Here is a 19,499-nt window from a genome sequence, read left to right on the forward strand (position 1 = left end):
ACGCCAGGGGGGCACGATGGCGGAGTCAGCGGGGTTGGAGCGGCTCGGGCGTGCGTGCGCGCGGCATTCGTGGCCGGTCATCGCGGTGTGGCTGGTGGTCCTGATCGGCACGCTGGTCGCCGACCGGGTCTGGGGCGGGACGTACAGCGACGACTTCAACCTGTCGGGGACCCAGTCCGGCCAGGGCAGCGACCTGCTGGTCGAGCACGGCGTGACCGCCAGCTCCGACTCGGCCCGGCTGGTCTTCAAGGACGACGCCGGCCTGTCGGCGCAGTCCGACGCGGTCGACGAGGCGCTCACCGACGTCGCGTCGGTCGACCACGTGCTCACCGTGTCCGACCTGGTGCCGTCGCAGGACGGCACCATCGGCTACGCCACCGTCCAGTTCGACGGCAACCCGGGCGCGTTCGGACCGACGTTCGTCGATGACGTCGACACGGCCGTCGACCCGGCCCGCGACGCCGGCGTTCAGGTCTACTACACCGGCACCCTGGGCCAGGCCGCCGAGCCGGCGCCGAACGACCTGCGATCGGAGGGCATCGGGATCGCGGTGGCGATCGTGGTGCTGCTGGTGGCGTTCGGCAGCGTGCTGGCCGCGTTCCTGCCGATCGTGTCGTCGGCGATCGGGGTGCTGGCGGCGCTGAGCCTGCTCGGGCTGTTCGCGGCCGGCGTCGACTTCGCGACGGCGTCCCCGACACTGGCCGCGATGCTGGGGCTGGGTGTCGGGATCGACTACGCCCTGTTCCTCACGACCCGGTACCGGCAGCAGGTGATGAACGCCGCCGACCCGGTCACCGCCGCCGGGCGGACCGTCGCCACCAGCGGCCGATCGGTGCTGATCGCCGCGTCGACGGTGGTCATCGCGCTGTCCGGGCTGTGGGCCACCCGTATCGGCTTCATCGGCAAACTCGGGCTGGCCGCGACGGTCGCCGTCGTCGTCGCCGGGATCGCGGCCGTCACGCTGGTACCGGCGCTGCTCGGCGCGGCGGGCCGGCGGATCGACCGGCTGCGGGTCCGCACACCGGTGGCCGAGGAGTCCGGAGACGGCTCCGCGTCGGGCTGGCGGCGGTACGCGCTGGCGCTGGACCGGCACCCGTGGCGGTATCTGACCGGCGGTGTGCTGGTCGCCGTGGTGCTGGCGATCCCGGCGCTCTCGCTGCAGCTCGGTCACATCGACGACGGTGCGTCGGCGCCGGGCAGCACGACCAGGGACGCGTACGACGCGATCTCGTCCGGCTTCGGCGTCGGCGTGAACGGCCAGTTCACCGTCGTCATCGAGGTCGGGTCCGGCGACGACGGCGCGACCATCGGCTCCGAACTGGAGACCGCGATCGCCGGCACGGACGGGGTCGCCTCCGTCACCGACTTCACGCCCAGCCAGGACGGCGTCCTCCTGGTGTCGACCGTGACACCGACGACGCGCCCGCAGGCCGCCGCGACCGACGACCTGCTGCACACCCTGCGCACGGACACCATCGCGCCGGTGCTGGAGGGCTCGAACACGACGGCGTTCGTGACCGGCTCGACGGCGGCGCAGCTGGACTTCCGCAACCTGGTGGCCGACCGGCTGCCGGAGATCATCGCGATCGTCGTCGGGGCGGCGTTCATCGTGCTGCTGCTGTCGTTCCGCAGCCCGGTGCTCGCGCTCAAGGCGGCGCTGCTCAACCTGCTGTCGATCGCCGCCGCGTACGGCGTCGTCGTCGCGGTCTTCCAGTGGGGCTGGGGGTCGTCCCTGCTGGGCGTCGACCAGGACGTGCCGATCGAGTCGTACGTCCCGATGATCATGTTCGCGATCGTGTTCGGGCTGTCGATGGACTACGAGGTCTTCTTGCTGTCGCGGGTCCGCGAGGCCTGGCTGGCGACGGGGGAGAACCATGGCAGCGTCACGACCGGGCTGGCGGTGACGGCGCGGGTCATCTCGTCGGCGGCGCTGATCATGATGAGCGTCTTCTTCGCCTTCGTGGTCTCCGACCAGGTCGTCGTCAAGATGCTGGCGGTCGGGCTGGGGTTCAGCGTGCTGATCGACGCCACCGTGATCCGGCTGCTGGTGGTGCCGTCGGCGATGTTCCTGCTCGGCGACCGGTGCTGGTGGCTGCCGAACTGGCTGGACCGCGTGCTGCCGCACCTGGAGCCTGAGCCGGACGTCACCCGCTCGGGCCGCTGACCAGTGTGCCCGTGGCATACATGCGGTGCGACGAGCCGAACCGCGGCCAGCACGTGGTGAGCGTGATGCGCCGTTGCGTCGGCTCGGTGTCGCGCGGCTCGCCGGGCACGGGGTCGACCACCCACACGTCGCTGATGTTGATCTTGTTGCCGTTGCTGTCGCCGTCGGGCGCGTCGTCGAGCTCGTAGACGTACGTGCCGTCGGCCATCTCGATCTCGATGGTGTCGCCGACCCGCAGATCGGGGAAGTCGGCGAACGGCGACAGGTGCCCGGAGCGGTGCGCGGCGATGCCGACGTTGCCCAGCTCGCCGGGGTTCGCGGTGTTCGGGTAGTGGCCGGGGCCGCGCGCGAGGTCGTCGTCTTGCACGCCCTGGACGATGGTGAAGCTCCAGTCGTCGCCGAAGCGGGGGATGCGCAGGATGCCGTAGGCGTCGCCGTCGACCAGCTCGTCGGGGTCGGGCGGCGTGTTCTGGCCGGGCTGTCCCCACTGCACGCTCAGCTCGTCCTCGAGCTTGTCCTGCGCCTGCGCGGTCTGGATGCCGGTGCCCCAGATGACGTAGACCACGAAGAGCAGGACCAGGACGCCCGCGGTGAGCAGGAGCTCGCCGATGCCTCCGATGACGACGGCCCAAGCGCTGCGACGAGGGTGGGTGCTGACGCGCTCCTGCGCGTGTCGTGGCATACCCATGACCCTAATCGCGCGGCGGCTAGAGTCGAAGACGTGTTGATCGCCGAGGACCTCCTCCTGATCGCCTACGACGACGAAACGGGCAAATCGCTCATCGACGGCACGCGGCTGGAGTACGGCCTGGCCGGCGCTCTGCTCCTCGAGCTGTCCGTGCTGGGCAAGGTGTCGGTCGCCGGGCCGGGTGAGCAGGTGAAGCGCGACCGGCTGGTCGTACGCGACGCCGGACCCGTCGGCGACGACGTCCTCGACCACGCCCTGGCCGAACTGGCCGACGACGAGGGCAAGAAGCCGAAGAACGTCCTCGGTTCGCTGCGCAAGGGCCTGCGCGACCGCCTGCTGCGCCGCCTCGCCGATCGCGGGCTGCTGCGCCAGGAGTCCGGCACGGTCCTGGGCATCTTCCCGACCACCCGCTGGCCGGCCGCCGATGCGTCGCACGAGGCCGCCGTCCGGCAGCGGCTGCGGGACGTCCTCGTGACCGGTCTCGAGCCCGACTCCCGCACGGCCGCGCTGGTGTCGCTGCTGCTCGCCGTCGACGGCCTGCGCAAGGCGGTGCCGGCCGACGACCGCCGCGCCGTGAAGCGCCGGGCGAAGGAGATCTCCGAGGGCGACTGGGCCGCCGACGCCGTCAAGAAGGCGGTCCAGGAGGTCCAGGCGGCGGTCACCGCGGCCATCCTCGCCGGCAGCACCGCCGCGGCGGCCGGTAGCAGCTGACCAGGAGCAGGCATCGCCTAGAGTGCGACGCGTGACCGCCGACCTCGACGACCGTCTCGCCCGCGCCCGCGCCGCCGCCGCAGCCGAGGGCCTCGACGCCCTGATCATCACGCCCGGCGCCGGGCTGCGCTACCTCACCGGTTACGACGCGAAGCCGCTGGAACGGCTCACCTGCCTGCTGCTGCCGGTCGACGGCGCCGCGACGCTGCTCGTGCCCGCCCTCGAGCAGCCGGCCGCGCTGGCCTCCGGCGCCGGTGAGCTGGCGCTCGAGGTGCGGCCGTGGCAGGAGACCGACGACGCCGTCGCGCTGGCCGCCGGGCTGCTGCCGGACGCGCGCCGGGTCGGGCTGGACGACCAGATGTGGGCCGAGAAGGCGCTGCGGTTCCGCTCCGCGATGCCCGGCGCCGAGCAGGTCGCCGCCGGCGCCGTGCTGTCCTCGTTGCGGATGCGCAAGTCGGCCGAGGAGGTCGAGGCGTTGCGCGACGCGGCGGCCGCGATCGACCGTGTGCACGCCCGTATGGGCGAGTGGCTGCGGGCCGGGCGCACCGAGGCCGAGGTCGGCCGCGACATCGCCGCGGCGATCCTCGCGGAGGGGCACGAGGCCGTCGACTTCGTCATCGTCGCGTCCGGACCCAACGGCGCCAGTCCGCACCACGAGACCAGCGAGCGCGTCATCGCGGCCGGCGACCCCGTCGTGGTCGACATCGGCGGCACGACGGCGGCCGGTTACTGCTCCGACTCCACCCGCACGTACGCCGCCGGTGAGCCGTCCGAGGAGTACCGGACGGCCTACGAGGCGCTGCGGCGCGCGCAGGAGGCCGCGGTCGCCCACGTGCGGCCCGGCGTCACGGCGGAGTCGGTCGACGCGGCCGCGCGGGACGTACTGGTGGCGGCGGGACTGGGGGAGTACTTCATCCACCGGACCGGCCACGGCATCGGGCTGGAGACACACGAGGACCCGTACATCGTCGCCGGCAACACCTCCCCGCTGGAGCCGGGCATGGCGTTCTCGGTCGAGCCCGGTTTCTACCTGGCCGGGCGCCACGGTGCGCGCATCGAGGACATCGTCGTGACCACGGCCGACGGCGTGGAGGCACTGAACCGGCGGCCGCGCGACCTGGTGATCCTCGATACGTGACATTGCAGACATAACGCCGAAATCGCTCCGCGCGAGCGTGGTCCCGGACTCGTCCCGACCACCCATCGAGGAGCGACATGGCGCCCACCCCACCGACCGACGCCGAGCTCGACACCATGATCCGGGCCCGCCTCGCGGCCGTCGGCATCGACCTTGACCAGCTGCCGCCCGGCACGGCCGCCGACCCCGAGACCGGCGCTCCCGGCCAGGCCGCCGTCCTGGCGTCGCTGCGCTCGTTCACGCGCTCGTCGCTGGCTGAGCTCAGCGCCTGGGTGCCGCCGGCGCCGTCCGGCACGCCGGCCGGCCAGGCCGTCGAGCTGTCCCAGCAGGCCGCGCCGATGCTGTACCCGTCCATCAGCACCGCCTGGCGGGAGGCATGAGCGCCGAGGGCCCGCAGGACGTCCAGGTCGACCGGCGCTCGTTCGTCGCCCGGATGGCCGTGCTGTCCGCGGGCGCGGCCGTCGCGGGAACCGTCGGGCTGCCGCGGGTGGCCTTCGCCGGGCCGGCCGCGACGCGGGGGAGGACCGGGCCGCATCCGGACGCGTACACGGCGCCTCGGCCGGAGGCGATCGCCGACCCGACCGAGCTGACCATCGCCGAGGCCGCGTACCTGCTGCGCGCCGGGTCGCTGCGAGCGGAGACGCTGCTGGAGGCGTACCTGGACCGCATCGCCGCGTTCGACGGCACCTACCAGGCGTTCACCCTGGTGCTGACGGAGCAGGCGGCCGCCGCGGCCCGGGCGTTGCGGCGCGGGCACTACCACGGCCCGCTGCACGGGATCCCGCTGGCGATCAAGGACAACTACTACACGGAGGGCGTGGCGACGACGGCGAACTCGTTCGTCTTCGCCGACTTCGTGCCGCCGTTCGACGCGACGGCCGTCGCCCGGCTGCGCGAGGCCGGCGGGATCGTGCTCGGCAAGACGCAGATGGGTCCGCTGGCGACGACCCGCGCGACCACGCCCGACGGCCTCGTCACGACGGTGAACGCCTGGACGCCGGAGAACCCGTCGACGAACCCGGGTGGCTCGTCGACCGGGACGGCCACCGCCGTGGCCGGCCGGCTCGCCACGTCGGGCATCGGGACGCAGACCGGCGGCTCGATCACGGCGCCGTCGAACGCGCAGAACCTCACCGGCCTGAAGCCGACGATGGGCCGGGCCTCGCTGTACGGGATCGTGCAGCTCACGTACTCGCGTGACCACCCCGGCCCGCTGGCCCGCGACGCCAAGGACGCGGCGATCATGCTCTCGGCGATGGCCGGTGCGGATGTCAACGACCCGCGCACGCAGGGCCTCCCGCCGGTGCCGGACCTCGTCGCCGCAGCCACGCCCGCCTACCGCGGCAAGCGGCTGAAGCTGCGCTGGCCGACCCGCATCGGCGTGATCCCCGGGTTCGTGTCCGGCACGAGCCCGACGGCCGCCGCCCGGCGGGCGTTCCTGGACACCCTGGCCGGCGTCGAGGGCGTCTCCGTGGTGGACGTGACGCTGCCGGACGAGTGGGACCTGCTCACCGGCCGCTTCAACGACGTCCGGCTGCCGGAGCGGTCCGAGCCGTTCGTGCCGTACCTGCGCCAGGACCTGCGGCTGTTCGGGGTGTCGCTGACCAGCTGGCTGCAGGGGGCGCTCATGGGCGCCGACGAGTACGTGACCGGTCAGCGGGCCAAGCTGGTGCTGCTGGAGCGGGTGCTCGGCGACCTGTTCGCCCAGTGCGACGTCGTGGTGCAGACGTCGCCGGTGCCGTTCGACATCATCGGGCTGCCGGAGCTGGCGCTGCCGATCGGCTTCTCCGGCGGCCTGCCGATCGGGACCATCCTCGGCGGCCGCCCGTACGCCGAGGACCGCCTGCTCGCCGTGGCGGCGGCCTACCAGGCGCAGACCGACTGGCACTGGCAGCGACCGGCCGACCCGGTGGCGGCCGCGGGCGCCCGGACGCTGGCCACCGCCGGCGCCCGCCTCCGGCTGACCGCGGCGGAGGCGGCCGAGCAGTCGCAGTGAGTACCCGGCGGCCTGGCCCCGCGCCGCTGGGCCAGGCCGCCGGGCTGCTGTTCGGGCGGGGTGACACCAGCGCCGACTGCCGGCGATGTGGTCACCCCGCCCGAGTCACGTCTGCCCGAGCCACGCCTGCCCGGAAGGCGGCGGCCCGCTCAGGCCGCCGGCGGGACGTTGTGCGTGTAGCGGAACACGTTGTCGGGGTCCCACGTGCGCTTGATCTCCCGCAGCCGCTGGTAGGCGGCGTCGGAGAAGGCCGACTTCACGATCTCCGGCGTCGAGCCGGAAGAGAGGAAGTTGAGCGCGCCGATGGGCCGTGTGTGCGCGGCCAGCCCGGCGAACCCGTCGTCGAGGCGCTGCTGGACGGCGGCGCGCTGCTCCGGCGTCGCGGCCAGCGCGTTGGCCGCCGCGACGTACGGGGTGTCGCGGTGGGACAGCGGGCCGTCCTGCTCCTTCGCCGCCGCGCCGCCGAGGTGGCGGATGTCGACGCCCGGGACGGGGGATCCGGGCGCGACGAGCTCGAGCAGACCGTCGATGGCGGCGTCGCTCAGCCCCGCCACGCCGGTGCTGCGCCCGGCCGTCGGCATGGGATCGGTGGGCTCGCTGCCGGACAGCGCCGCCTCGAGGTACGTCATGGTGCGGAAGCCGCCCATGACCGGCTCGCCGAGAGCGGCCCGCAGCGGCTCGAGCACGGACCCGTCGTCGCCGGCGATGGTGGCCCGGAAGGAGACCATGTGCTGGCCCCGCAGCGGCTCGGGCACGGCCGGGATGGGCGGGAACGTCATGACCATGACGGCCGACGTGACGTCGTCGGAGACCTGGCCGGTCCACTCGGCCCACGCGCGCAGCACCTCGCCGGCCCGCGCGCCCGGGTACATCAGCGTGCCGTTGTGCACGGCCGGCAGGTCGTAGAGCTGCACCTCGAGCGACGTGACGACGCCGAAGTTGCCGCCGCCGCCCTTGAGCGCCCACAGCAGGTCGGGATTCTCGTCGCGGCCGGCCCGCACCAGCGAGCCGTCGGCGGTGACGACGTCGGCGCCGACCACGCTGTCGGCGGCGAAGCCGAAGCGCCGCAGCAGCAGGCCGATGCCGCCGCCCAGGGTGTAGCCGACGGCGCCGACGGTGGGCGCCGTGCCGGACAGCCCGGCCAGCTGGTGCGGCGAGGCGGCCTCGAGCACACCGCGCCAGCGGGCGCCGGCGTCGATGCGGGCGATCTTGCGCCCGGGGTCGACGTCGACCCCGGTGAGCCGCGTGACGTTGAGCAGCACGCCGTCGTCGTTGGGCCGGACGGCGCCGTGGCCGGAGGACTGGACGGCGAACGGCACGTCGTTCTCGCGCGCCAGCCGGACCGCGGCCTGGACGTCGGCGGCGTTCTCGGCCACGACGACGACCGCGGGATGCTGGTCGATGACCAGGTTCCACGGCTGTCGCACGTCGTCGTAGCCGTCGTCGCCGGGTGCGTAGGCCCGGCCGGTGAGCGTCGAGCGGAAACCGTCGAGGTCGATCATGGGACTCTCCATCCAGGTGCTGTGATCATGGGTGCCCGACATCAGTGTGCCGGGCGGGTCCGACAACGGGACGGATCGCAGCGCAGAAGTGTGACAGGGAACGGTTCAGGCGGCGCTGACCTGTGGGAACGTCCAGCTGCCGTCGAGGATCTCCGCGCGCGGGCGGTAGAGCCGCACCACGTAGTTCCAGCCGTCCACGAGCGGCAGGCGGTTGGGCAGGCCGGGGTCGCCGCCGAAGTGGACGGTGACCGACGCGTCGTCATCGTCGCGCGCGGCGGTGACGTTGTTGACGCTCACCGACGAGCCGTGGTCCCGGGGGAAGTAGCCGTCGGCGCCATAGAGCGAGATCGACCAGAAGCCGTCGACCGGCACGTCCCGCACGGTGAGCCGGTACGCACCCGACGCGGGCAGGCGGGGCTCGACATTGAGATAGGTCGCCTCGCGCTCGGGCAGGCCGCCCCAGGCGCCGGCCGTGCCGATGAGGTGCCGGACGGGGTCGACCTCCCCGCGGGCGCCGAAGGCCCGCTCGAAGCTTCTGAGACCGCGTCCGAGCTGTTGCAGGGCGTCGCGAGTCGCGGTGAAGGACGCCTCGTCGTAGGCGGGCGGCGCGAAGGGCGCGGCCGACCCGGCGTCCAGGCGCATCCGGTCCTGCAGGGCGTTGACGGCGGCCACGTCGGCGGGGTCGCCGGGGTCGACCAGGGTGCGCACGGCGACGAGAACGTGCCTCGTCCCGAACCGGGACGGGTCGAGCCGATGCTCACCGGCGCCGTGGAACACGTCGTCGACGTAGCCGTCCTGGTCGATCGGCATCGCGGACAGGTACCGGCCGCCGGCGTGGGGCAGCGTCACCGTGGCGCCCGCGCTCACGTCGGCCAGCACGGCGCTGTAGAGCGTGTCGCGGTTCTGCCGGATCACCGGCTGGTGGTCGAGCGGCGTCGGCGTCCGGTTGTGCATCCACGCGTTGACGCCGCCGCTGTCGCGCAGGATGGCCGTGAACATGCGATCGGTCTCGGCCCGGGCGAAGTTGTCGACGTCGACCAGCGTCTCGTCCATGCCGCCGACCGTACGGAGCCGCTCCGGCGGCGCGGCTCACCCGCGGCGGGTGAGTGCGCCGACCGCGAGATCGACGTCGGCCTCGGTGGAGTACAGGTGGAACGACACCCGCAGCCGCCCGCCACGCACTGCCGCCCGCACCCCTGCCGCCTCCAGCCGCTCCTGCGCGCCCGCGACGTCCACCGACACGATCGCGGAGTCGCCCGGCGGCAACCCGAGCCCGGCCCGGAACCGGTTCGCCAGCCCGACGTTCCAGTCGTGGACGGTCTCGACGGTCACGGCCTCCAGCAGCTCCAGCGCCGGCGCCGCACCGACCCAGGAGAACCACGCGGGCGACAGGTCGAGCCGGCGCGCGTCGGAGGCCAGCCGCAGCGGCGGCCCGTAGTACGCCGCATAGGGGTCGTCGCCCGCCCACCATCCGGCCTGCGACGGCACCACCCACGACCGCAGCTCGGCCGTCGTCACCAGGAAGGCGGTCCCGCGCGGCGACAGCTGCCACTTGTACCCGCCCGCGACGAGGGCGTCGAACCGGCTCGCGTCGACCGGCAGCCAGCCCACCGCCTGGGTGGCGTCGGCCACGGTGACGGCGCCGGCTGCCCGCGCGGCGGCCAGCACGCCGTCGACGTCGGCGATGGCCCCGCTGGCCGACTGCACGACGCTGAACGCGACGACGTCGACGTCCGGGGTGACGCGCTCCGCGAGCTGCGCCGCCGGCACCGTCCGCACCACGACGCCGCGGTGCGCCTGCGCCAGCCACGGGAACAGCAGCGACGTGAAGTCCTCCTCGGGCGCCAGCACCACGGTTCCGTCGGGAACCGACGCGGCCAGCTGCCCGACCAGCTGCGACACCTGCGCGCCGGTGGTCACGTCGGTCTCGGCCACCCCGACCAGCCGCGCGAACGCCGCCCGCGCCTGCCCCGTCGACACGCCCCAGACCTCCCACGACACCCGCCCGTGCCGCCACTCGTCCTGGGCCGCCTGCAGCGCGTCCCACGCAGTCGACGGTGGCAGCCCGTAGCTTGCGGTGTTCAGCCAGCCAGGCTCGGGCTCGAACAGGGAACGCGCCGCGGCAAGGTCCATGCCGCCATCGTGCCACCGCGGCCCACCGTCGCCCCGGCGCTGGAGCGTGGAGTGGGCGCGGTATCGCCATCGCCGCCGCCTCCAGGAGGCCGACGCCGAGCTCGCGCGCGCCGTCGTCGACGTCGGGCCGCGGCTGACCAGCATCCTCGCCGCGCTCCTGGACGGCTACGGCCGCGACGCCACAACGGCCTGACGTGCGTGCCGCGGCCGGGTTCTGGACCGCGCCGCCAGTAGAGTGCACTCGTGGAGGACATCGACAGGAAGATCGTGGCGCTGCTGATGCGGGACGGCCGGATGAGCTACACCGATCTCGGCAAATCGACCGGCCTGTCCACGTCGGCCGTGCACCAGCGGGTTCGCCGGCTCGAGGAGCGCGGCGTCATCCGCGGCTACTCCGTCGTCGTCGACCATGAGGCGGTCGGGCTGCCGCTGACGGCGTTCATCTCCATCAAGCCGATCGACCCCAGCCAGCCCGACGACTCTCCGGACCGGCTGGCCGGCGTCCCGGAGATCGAGGCGTGCTACTCCGTCGCCGGCGACGAGAACTACATCCTCAAGGTGCGGGTGGGCCGTCCCGCCGACCTCGAGGACCTGCTCGCCCGCATCCGCTCGTCCGCGAACGTGTCCACCCGCACCACCATCGTGCTGTCGACGGCCTACGAGAACCGCCCGATGACCGCCTGACCCCCATGTCGGACTGGGAATGATCACGTTCAGTGGGGGTGTGGTCGCTTCACCAGGAATGCATTCCTGGTGAAGCGGGAGGAAGCCTGGTGGAGTCGTCGGGCAATCGCTTTCCGCCAGGGCCCGGGGAGTTCACGGTTCACGAGGAATGCATGCCTCGCAGAGCGGGTGCACCCCCACTGAACGTGATCATTCCCGGTCGGGTGACGCGGCGGCGGGCTCAGCCGAAGGCGTTCTCGCCGGTCAGGGCCTGACCGATGACCAGCTGGTGCACCTCGCTGGTGCCCTCGTAGGTGAGCACCGACTCCAGGTTGTTGGCGTGGCGCAGCACCGGGTACTCCAGCGTGATGCCGTTGGCGCCGAGGATGGTGCGGCACTCGCGGGCGATCGTCAGCGCCTCGCGGACGTTGTTCAGCTTGCCCAGGCTGACCTGCTGTGACGACAACCTGTCGTCGTCCTTCAGGCGCCCGAGGTGCAGGGCGAGCAGATAGCCCTTCTGCAGCTCCAGCGCCATGTCGGCGAGCTTGGCCTGCGTGAGCTGGAACGACGCCAGCGGCTTGTCGAACACCTCCCGCGTCGTCGCGTAGTCCAGTGCCGCGGCGAGGCAGTCGCGGGCCGCGCCGAGCGCGCCGAACACGATGCCGAACCGGGCCTCGTTCAGGCACGACAGCGGCCCGCGCAGGCTCGACACCTCCGGCAGGACGGCGTCGGCCGGCAGCCGGACGCCCTCCAGCACCAGCTCGCTGGTCACCGATGCGCGCAGCGACAGCTTCTTGCCGATCTTGGGCGCGGAGAACCCGGGCGCCCCCGCCGGGACGAGGAAGCCGCGCACTGTCTCGTCGTCGCAGCGGGCCCACACCACGGCGACGTCGGCGACCGAGCCGTTGGTGATCCACATCTTGGTGCCGTCGAGCACCCAGTCGTCGCCGTCGCGGCGGGCGCGGGTGCGCATGCCGGCCGGGTTGGAGCCGAAGTCGGGCTCGGTCAGCCCGAAGCAGCCGATCAGCTCGCCGGCCGCCATGCCGGGCAGCCAGCGCTGCTTCTGCTCCTCGGAGCCGAACTTCCAGATCGCGAACATCGCCAGCGATCCCTGTACCGACACCAGCGAGCGGACGCCGGAGTCGCCGGCCTCCAGCTCCATGCAGGCCAGGCCGTACGAGACGGCGTTGGTGCCGGCGCAGCCGTACCCGGTGAGGTGCATGCCGAGCAGGCCGAGCTTGCCGGCCTCGCGCGCCAGCTCGCGCACGGCCTCGGTCGACAGACCGTCCTCGTACCAGTCCGCGATCGACGGGCGGACGCGGTCGTCGACGAAGTGGGCGACCGCGTCGCGCAGGTCGCGCTCCTCCTCGCTGAGCAGGTGCTCGACGCTCAGCAGCTCCAGGGGCGAGGTCATGTCACTCCTTCTCGGCCAGCTCGGCGGCGGCCGTCTCGATGTGCTGCTCGCCGAGCAGCACGTGGCTCGCGGCGGTGCCCAGCGGCACGAAGCTGTCGTGGCTGGAGACCCGGGCGATGCGGCCGTCGTACCCAGACTCCACCAGAGCCGTGACGACGCCCTCACCGACCCCGCCGGAGTGGCGGGTCTCGTCGGCCACCAGGACCCGGCCGGTGAGGTTGGCCTCGCGGACGATGTCCTCGACCGGCAGTGGCGCCAGCCAGCGCAGGTCCAGCACCTGGGCGCTGATGCGCCGCGCGGCCAGCCGCTCCGCGACGCGCAGGCTCATCGGCACGCCGTTGCCGAACGTGATGATGGTGAGGTCGGAGCCCGCGCCGTGCAAGCGGGCCCGGCCGATCGGCACGTGCTCGCCCGGATCGGCCGCGAGCCAGTCGCCGTCGCCGTCCTCGTGCAGGTCACGGGTGTGGTAGAGCGCAATCGGCTCGAGGAAGGCCGACACGGTGCCGTCGACGGCGGCCGCGGCCAGGCACGTGCGCAGCATGGCCGCGGCGTCGTCGCCACGCGACGGGCAGGCGACCACCAGGCCCGGGATGTCGCGCAGCACGGCGACGCCGTTGTCGTTGTGGAAGTGCCCGCCGAAGCCGCGCTGGTAGGCCAGGCCGGCGATGCGCACGACCAGCGGGTTGCGGTACTGCCCGGTGGAGAAGAACGCCAGCGAGGCCGCCTCACCCCGCAGCTGGTCCTCGGCGTTGTGCAGGTAGGCGAGGTACTGGATCTCCGGCACCGGCAGCAGCCCGGCGAGGCCCGACCCCAGCGCGAGGCCGAGGATCGACTGCTCGTCGAGCAGCGTGTCGAACACCCGCGCGCGGCCGTGCCGGCGGGCCAGCCCGCGGGTGACGCCGTAGACGCCGCCCTTGCGGCCGACGTCCTCGCCGAACACGACGACCCGGCGGTCGCGCTCGAGGGCGGCCGACAGCGTCTGGTTGATCGACTCGGCCAGTGTGGCCGGCTGGTCGGCGCGGGCCTCGTCGTACAGTCCGGTCGCCGCCCGGGCGACGGCGTCGGGCGTGCGCGGGGCGAGCGGGGCGACGATCTCGGTCGCCGAGCCGAGCGTGCGGGCGCCCTTCAGGTCGTCGGCGACGGCGTCGACCTCGGCGCGCAGTTCGCGGTAGCGGACGATCAGCTCGGCCGGGGTCGCGGCGCCGGCCGTGACCAGCGCGCGGGCGGTGCCCAGGATCGGGTCGCGGGCGTGGTCGGCGGCGATCTCGGCCGGCGTGCGGTAACCGATCTCGGCGTCGCTGCCGGCGTGCCCGAGGTAGCGGACGGTGCGCAGGTGCAGGAACGCGGGCCTGCGCTGCTCGCGGACGTAGCCGGCGGCCCGCCGCGCCGCCGTCAGCGCCGTCGCGGTGTCCGACCCGTCGGCCTGCAGGTAGGTGAGGCCGGGCCGCGAGCCGTAGGACGTCTCGATCCAGCCGGCGGGGGTCGGGACGGAGATGCCGATGCCGTTGTCCTCGCAGACGAACAGCACCGGCACCGGCAGTCCCTGGAACGCCGTGTTCAGCGCGGTGTTGACGGCGCCGACGGCGGTCGAGTGGTTCGCCGAGGCGTCGCCGAACGAGCAGACGACGACCGCGTCGTCGGGCCAGGCGACGGGCACGCCGAGGCGGTGTGCCCGGTGCAGCGCGACCGCCAGCCCGACCGCGCGCGGCAGGTGCGAGGCGATGGTCGACGTCTGCGGGACGATCGACAGCGCCGCGTTGCCGAACACCTTGTGCCGGCCGCCGGCGATCGGCTCGTCGGCGGCGCCCATGAGGCTCTGCAGCACGTCGCGGACCGGCGTCGAGCCGGGCACCTGGGCCGCTCGGGCGGCGTAGAAGCCGCCCGAGCGGTAGTGCAGCAGTGCCGGATCGCTCGGGCGCAGCGCCGTCGCGACCACGGCGTTCGACTCGTGCCCGGCCGACCCGATGGTGTAGAAACCGCGCCCGGCCGCCTGGAGCTCCCGCGCGACGACGTCCAGGTGCCGGCTGGTCACCTGGGCGTCGAACACGCCGCGCAGGACGTCGGCGCCGTCGACCTTCGCGGCCGGCCCGGCGGGCAGCGCCTCGATCGCCGCGAACAGCGCCTGCTCGAGCGCGGCCGGGGTGCTCACGGCTGGTCGAGCCGGAAGCCGAGGTCGGCGTCCAGGTCGGCGACGTCCATCTGCGCCTTCTGCAGCCGGCCGGAGTAGTCCCAGTTGACCGACTGCCAGCGGGTGAACTGGTCGAGCACCCACATGCCGGACTGCCGCGAGCCGTTGCCGGACTTGCCGTTGCCGCCGAACGGCAGGTGCGCCTCGGCGCCGGACGTCGAATTGTTGATGCTCACCATGCCGGCGGAGATGCCGCGCCGGTACGCGAACGCGTCGGCCGGGTTCGTCGTGTAGATGCTGCTGGACAGGCCGTAGCCGGGCGCGTTGGCGAGGTCGATGGCCTCGTCGAGCGTGCTGTAGGACGTGACGCCGACGATGGGGCCGAACGTCTCCTGGTCGAACAGCTCGTCGCCCGGACGCACGCCGTCGACCACGACCGGGTGGTAGAAGAGGCCCTTCGCGGGGTCGCCGACGAAACCGTCGCGCGGGTTGCTCGCGGTGATGCGGCCGGTGCGCCCGAGCACGGTGTGCTGGGGCTGGACCCAGCCGAGGAACTTCTCGTACCGCTCGGCGAACTTGGCATCGAGCAGCGGGCCCATGAGGACGTCCTGGGACGGGTCGCCGACGGCGGCGGCGTCGACCGCGGCGCCGTAACGGCGGATGAACTCGTCGTGCAGCGATTCGTGCACGATGACCGTGCCCAGCGAGGTGCAGCGCTGGCCCGCCGTGCCGAAGCCGGAGAACAGCGCGCCCTCGACGGCGAGGTCGAGGTCGGCACTCGGAGCGATGACCAGCGGGTTCTTGCCGCCCAGCTCGAGGCAGGCAGCCTGCAGGTGGCGGCCCGTGAGCGCGCCGATCTCGCGGCCGACCTCGGACGAGCCGGTGAACCCGACCTTGTCGATGTAGCCGAGCTCGAGCGACTCCTGCAGGCCGGCGTAGGTCTCGGCGCCGTCGGCGTGCACCAGGTTGAACACGCCGTCGGGCAGGCCGCCGCCCTTGACGAACAGGTCGTGGAAGGCGTTGGAGACGACCGCGGAGTACTCGGCCGGCTTCCACACGATGGTGTTGCCGGTGAGCAGCGCCGGGACGATGTACCAGGACGGCACCGCGACCGGGAAGTTGCCGGCCGTGATGATGGCGACCGCGCCGACCGGGTTCCGGAACGTGAACAGCTGCTTGTCGGGCATCTCGCTGGGCACCGTCTGGCCGTACAGCCTGCGACCCTCGCCGAGGAAGAAGTCGCAGGTGTCGATGATCTCGCGGACCTCGCCGAGCGCCTCGGCGTACGGTTTGCCGATCTCGCGGGTGACCAGCCGGGCCAGGCTCTCGGCGTTCTCCTCGACGACGCGGCCGATGTGCGCGATGGCGCGGCCGCGGACGGGCGCCGGGACGTCGGCCCAGGCCTGCTGGGCGTTGCGGGCGACGACCGCGGCGGCGGTGAAGACGCGCCCCGGAACGAGGCTCACCTCACCGACGACGTCGTCGAGGTCGGCCGGGTTGAGTGACTGGAAGGTCGGCTGTGTTGCGTCGAAGACGGCCTGGCCGTCGACGACCGAGGTGACGGTGCGGGTCACAGTGGTTCTGCTCCTCGAATGCTCAGCGGACGCGGGCGGACTGACGGGCGACGGCGCGGCCGAACGCCGCGACCGCGAGGTCGATCTCATCATCGGTCACCGACAGGGCAGGACGGAAGCGGATCGCCCGCTCGCCGCAGGGCAGCGCGATGACCTGCTCGTTCTCACGGAGGTCGGCGACGACCGCGCCGCGCGTGGCGGCGTCGGGCAGATCGGCGGCGACCATGAGGCCCCGGCCGCGCACGTTGCTCACGGCCCCGCCGGTCTGCGTCCCGACGGCGCGGAGGCCCGAGAGGAACCGCTCGCCCTTGGGCCCGGCCGCGCCGATCAGCCCGTCCTGCTCGATGATCTCCAACAGCCGGCGCGAGCGGACCATGTCGGCCAGCCCGCCGCCCCACGTCGAGTTGATGCGGCCGGACACCGTGAACACGTTGTCGGCGACCTCGTCCACCCGGCCGCCCGCCATGATGCCGCCGACCTGCACCTTCTTCGAGAACGCGACGATGTCGGGCTGCAGGCCGAGCTGCTGGTAGGCCCACGCCGTGCCCGTCGTGCCGGTGCCGGTCTGCACCTCGTCGACGATGAACAGCGCGTCGTGCTCGTGCGCGAGCGCCTGCATGGCCTGCAGGAACTCGGGGCGCATGTGGTTGTCGCCGCCCTCGCCCTGGATCGGCTCGCAGATGAACGCGGCGATGTCGTGCGGGTGGGCCTCGAACGCCTGCCGCGCCTGCTCGAGCGCGTGCCGCTCGGCGTTCTCGACGTCGGCCAGGTGGTCCTCGAGCGGGAAGGTGATGGCCGGGACGTCGATGCGCGGCCAGTCGAACTGCGGGAACCGGGCGGTCTTGTTCGGCTCGGTGTTCGTCAGCGACATGGTGTAGCCGCTGCGGCCGTGGAAGGCCTTCGTCAGGTGCATGATCCTGGTGCCCAGGCGGGCGTCGCGGCCGTTGGCCTCGTTGTGGCGGCTCTTCCAGTCGAACGCGACCTTGAGCGCGTTCTCGACGGCGAGCGCGCCGCCCTCGACGAAGAACAGGTGCGGCAGCCGCGGGTCGCCGAGCACGCGGACGAACGTCTCGGTGAACTCGGCCAGATGCACGGAGTAGATGTCCGGGTTGGCCGGCTTGTTCGCCGCCACGCGGCCCAGCAGGTCCATGAACGCCGGGTCGTCGATCAGTCCCTGCGGGTTGCAGCCGAGCGGCGCGGAGGCGAAGAACGTGTACATGTCCAGATACCGCTTGCCGTCACGCGCGTCGACCAGCCAGCTGCCCTGGCTGGCGTCGGTGTCGAGGACGAGCTTGAAGCCGTCCGTGAGCAGGTGCTTGCCGAGAACCGCGTGGACCTCGCCGGCGGTGATGGTGAGCTGTTCGGCCACGATCGGTGAACCTCCTCGAACCCGGGTACGGTGACAGAAGACGTCCCTCGTGAGGCTCGCCTTGACGTAATTCTTGCGTTGATTCGCCGCTAGAGCAAGAAGACATCCCGCGATGCCTGGCTCGGGTGCGGGGGTCGTTTCCGCCGGGCGAGGTCGGGGCTGTTCGCCCGCGAGCAGCCGAGGGTGCGCTGGAGCAGGACGGTATCGAGCCAGCGGCCGTGCTTGTAGCCGACGGCGGCCAGGCGGCCGGCCTCGGTGAAGCCGAGGGAGCGGTGCAGGGCGAGCGACGGGTTCGCCCGGGCTGTGGAGCCGGCGGACGGGGTGGGGCTGTTCTGGGTGGGGCTGCTCTCGGCGGAGCGGTCGCGGCCGGGGTCGTCGCGGCCGGGGTCGGGCCTCGGGCCGGCCGATGTCCGGCCGGCCTCCGCGTCGTCGCCCTCGTCGACGACGACGGCGACCAGTTGCCGCACGCCGGCTGCCGCGCAGGCGTCGAGCAGTGCCGTCATCAGCGTCCGGCCGAGGCCGCGGCCGACGTGTCCGGGGGAGAGGTACACGGTGTTCTCGGCCGTGTGCCGGTAGGCGGGTTTGGGTCGCCATTGCGCGGCGTAGGCGTAGCCGGCGATGGTGTCGCCGGCGTCGGCGACGAGGAACGGCAGGCCGCGGTCGCGGAGGCCGGCGAGCTTCAGCGCCCAGTCGGCGACCGGGGGCGGCGTCTCCTCGAACGTGACGACGCTGGTCTCGACGTAGTGGGCGAAGATCGCGGCGACGGCGGGCAGATCGGCGGTGGCCGCGGGCCGGACCGTGGTCGTCGTCAGCATGGAGTCTCCGTCATTCGCTATAGAGAACGAATTTTCATTATAGTGAGTGACGTGGACCTCGTCGCGCTCGGCCGCCGCATCACCGACGCCCGCACGCAGCGCGCGCTGACCATGAACGCGCTCGCCGATAAGGCGGGCGTCAGCGCCAGCATGCTGTGGTCGGTGGAGCGTGGCCGCAAGGCCGCGACGGTCGTCGTGCTGGATCGGATCGCCCGGGCGCTCGGCACGCCCATGTCGGCCCTCCTCGACCCCGGCGACGTTCCGCGGGTGATCGTCCGCCGCGCCGCCGACCAGGACGTCGCCGTGGCCCCGGACGGGTGGCGGCGCACGATCCTGACGCCGGTGGTGCCGGGCGTGAACTTCGAGTGGGTCAGGGCGGAGCTGCCGCCCGGCTCCGCGCCGGGGGAGTATCCGGCGTACGCCGCCGGATCGCACGAGTACGTCGTCGTCGAGTCGGGCCGCCTGCGCCTCACCCTCGCCGGCGACGTGCACGACCTCGCCGCCGGCGACTCGATCTACTTCGCCGCCGACGTGGAGCACGGCTACGCCAACCCGTGGGACGAGGCGTGCTCGTACCACGTGGCGGCGCTGATCATGCGGCCGCGGCGCTGACGGGCCGGCCGGGTCCGTGCGTCCGTTCGGTCGGCGGCCCGGCAGCCGGTTGGCCGGCGTGCCGTTCGTTGAGTTCGCCGTCCCCCTGCTGCCCATTTCCCCAGCCGCGCACCCGCGCCTCGAGCGGACCATTGGGCGCTTCGCGCCGACGAGACCGCTTGACCCACGGCCGCACGGTCGAAGAACTGGCAGCTGTCAGGGGGACGGGGCGAGTCTGGACACGCCTCGGGCTCCGCAGCCGTGCTCCCGGGCCGCCGCAAGTGGCCGTCGTGGTCTGCGGTCGCCCGTGAAGGGGTGCCTCGGCTGACCGTCGGTGGCCGTCGTGGTCCGCCGTCGCCGTGAGGGAGCGTCCGGCTCACGGGTCGGGCCGAGCGGCGAGCCTGTGCACATCCACGATCGCCGGCGAGCGCGTGCATCCCTTGGCGTTCTCACGCTTCACCTGGAATGCACGCCCTCTGAAGCAGCAGAACGCCTAGGGAGGTGCGCGATCGTTGATGATCATGAGGGTCCACGGCGTCAAGACGGCCGGCCGAAGCCGGAGGCCCCCACGTCAGAGGCCACCGACGGCGGGGTCGCCGAAAGCGCGGCGGCC

At 72.9% G+C, this 19,499-nt stretch carries 17 protein-coding genes; 8 read left to right on the forward strand and 9 right to left on the reverse strand.

Translation table 11 applies throughout. The annotated features are described in order from the left end of the window. Positions 1-16 precede the first annotated feature (16 nt). Positions 17-2,164, forward strand: coding sequence for an MMPL family transporter (locus DZA62_RS09875; RefSeq protein WP_116948721.1), 2,148 nt, complete (start codon positions 17-19; stop codon positions 2,162-2,164). Here DZA62_RS09875 and DZA62_RS09880 read toward each other — a convergent pair. Further along, complete coding sequence (locus tag DZA62_RS09880; RefSeq protein WP_157987581.1) at positions 2,145-2,846, reverse strand: class E sortase; 702 nt, start codon at positions 2,844-2,846, stop codon at positions 2,145-2,147. The genes DZA62_RS09875 and DZA62_RS09880 overlap by 20 nt on opposite strands. 39 nt (positions 2,847-2,885) lie before the next feature. On the opposite strand from DZA62_RS09880, the gene DZA62_RS09885 reads away from it, so the two are divergent. The 4 genes from DZA62_RS09885 to DZA62_RS09900 all read left to right on the forward strand — a co-directional run bounded on the left by DZA62_RS09885 (position 2,886) and on the right by DZA62_RS09900 (position 6,697). Beyond that, positions 2,886-3,563: a GOLPH3/VPS74 family protein gene (locus DZA62_RS09885; protein WP_116948723.1), complete on the forward strand. Its 678-nt coding sequence runs from the start codon at positions 2,886-2,888 to the stop codon at positions 3,561-3,563. Positions 3,564-3,594: 31 nt separating this feature from the next. Beyond that, the gene (locus tag DZA62_RS09890) at positions 3,595-4,701 is read left to right on the forward strand and encodes a M24 family metallopeptidase (RefSeq protein WP_116948724.1); all 1,107 of its coding nucleotides are present in this window, start codon (positions 3,595-3,597) and stop codon (positions 4,699-4,701) included. Between the two features lie 77 nt (positions 4,702-4,778). Then, positions 4,779-5,081, forward strand: a complete 303-nt coding sequence (locus DZA62_RS09895; RefSeq protein WP_116948725.1) for a hypothetical protein — start codon at positions 4,779-4,781, stop codon at positions 5,079-5,081. Further along, positions 5,078-6,697, forward strand: coding sequence for an amidase (locus tag DZA62_RS09900; RefSeq protein WP_116948726.1), 1,620 nt, complete (start codon positions 5,078-5,080; stop codon positions 6,695-6,697). The genes DZA62_RS09895 and DZA62_RS09900 overlap by 4 nt, the downstream gene beginning before the upstream one ends. Before the next feature lie 149 nt (positions 6,698-6,846). On the opposite strand, the gene DZA62_RS09905 is transcribed toward DZA62_RS09900, so the two are convergent. From DZA62_RS09905 to DZA62_RS09915, 3 genes are all read right to left on the reverse strand, one after another. Then, positions 6,847-8,199, reverse strand: coding sequence for an FAD-binding oxidoreductase (locus DZA62_RS09905; RefSeq protein WP_198663601.1), 1,353 nt, complete (start codon positions 8,197-8,199; stop codon positions 6,847-6,849). A gap of 105 nt (positions 8,200-8,304) precedes the next feature. Continuing rightward, entirely contained in the window at positions 8,305-9,252 is a 948-nt protein-coding gene (locus tag DZA62_RS09910) for a DUF1254 domain-containing protein (protein ID WP_116948728.1), read from the reverse strand. 36 nt (positions 9,253-9,288) lie between these two features. Further along, positions 9,289-10,332, reverse strand: a complete 1,044-nt coding sequence (locus DZA62_RS09915; protein WP_116948729.1) for an aminotransferase class V-fold PLP-dependent enzyme — start codon at positions 10,330-10,332, stop codon at positions 9,289-9,291. Between the two features lie 46 nt (positions 10,333-10,378). Here DZA62_RS09915 and DZA62_RS35630 point away from each other — a divergent pair, with 46 nt between their 5' ends. Together DZA62_RS35630 and DZA62_RS09920 are read left to right on the forward strand one after the other, a co-directional pair. After that, entirely contained in the window at positions 10,379-10,525 is a 147-nt protein-coding gene (locus DZA62_RS35630) for a hypothetical protein (protein ID WP_157987583.1), read from the forward strand. Between the two features lie 50 nt (positions 10,526-10,575). Beyond that, the gene (locus DZA62_RS09920) at positions 10,576-11,016 is read left to right on the forward strand and encodes an Lrp/AsnC family transcriptional regulator (protein WP_116948730.1); all 441 of its coding nucleotides are present in this window, start codon (positions 10,576-10,578) and stop codon (positions 11,014-11,016) included. Between the two features lie 220 nt (positions 11,017-11,236). Here DZA62_RS09920 and DZA62_RS09925 read toward each other — a convergent pair whose 3' ends face one another. The 5 genes from DZA62_RS09925 to DZA62_RS09945 all read right to left on the reverse strand — a co-directional run bounded on the left by DZA62_RS09925 (position 11,237) and on the right by DZA62_RS09945 (position 18,295). After that, complete coding sequence (locus DZA62_RS09925; RefSeq protein ID WP_116948731.1) at positions 11,237-12,409, reverse strand: acyl-CoA dehydrogenase family protein; 1,173 nt, start codon at positions 12,407-12,409, stop codon at positions 11,237-11,239. Between the two features lies 1 nt (position 12,410). Next, complete coding sequence (locus DZA62_RS09930) at positions 12,411-14,558, reverse strand: thiamine pyrophosphate-dependent enzyme (protein ID WP_116948732.1); 2,148 nt, start codon at positions 14,556-14,558, stop codon at positions 12,411-12,413. After that, a complete protein-coding gene (locus DZA62_RS09935; protein ID WP_198663602.1) occupies positions 14,555-16,111 on the reverse strand; it encodes an aldehyde dehydrogenase family protein in 1,557 nt (518 codons plus the stop codon). The genes DZA62_RS09930 and DZA62_RS09935 overlap by 4 nt, the downstream gene beginning before the upstream one ends. A 22-nt stretch (positions 16,112-16,133) precedes the next feature. Continuing rightward, positions 16,134-17,480: an L-lysine 6-transaminase gene (gene lat, locus DZA62_RS09940; RefSeq protein ID WP_116948734.1), complete on the reverse strand. Its 1,347-nt coding sequence runs from the start codon at positions 17,478-17,480 to the stop codon at positions 16,134-16,136. A gap of 89 nt (positions 17,481-17,569) precedes the next feature. Beyond that, entirely contained in the window at positions 17,570-18,295 is a 726-nt protein-coding gene (locus DZA62_RS09945; RefSeq protein ID WP_116948735.1) for a GNAT family N-acetyltransferase, read from the reverse strand. Positions 18,296-18,346: 51 nt separating this feature from the next. On the opposite strand from DZA62_RS09945, the gene DZA62_RS09950 reads away from it, so the two are divergent. Next, positions 18,347-18,907 (forward strand): helix-turn-helix domain-containing protein, encoded by a 561-nt coding sequence (locus tag DZA62_RS09950; RefSeq protein WP_116948736.1) that lies wholly within the window; start codon positions 18,347-18,349, stop codon positions 18,905-18,907. Positions 18,908-19,499: the final 592 nt, after the last annotated feature.

Origin of the sequence: Jiangella endophytica, assembly GCF_003427025.1 — a bacterium.
GTDB lineage: Bacteria > Actinomycetota > Actinomycetes > Jiangellales > Jiangellaceae > Jiangella > Jiangella endophytica.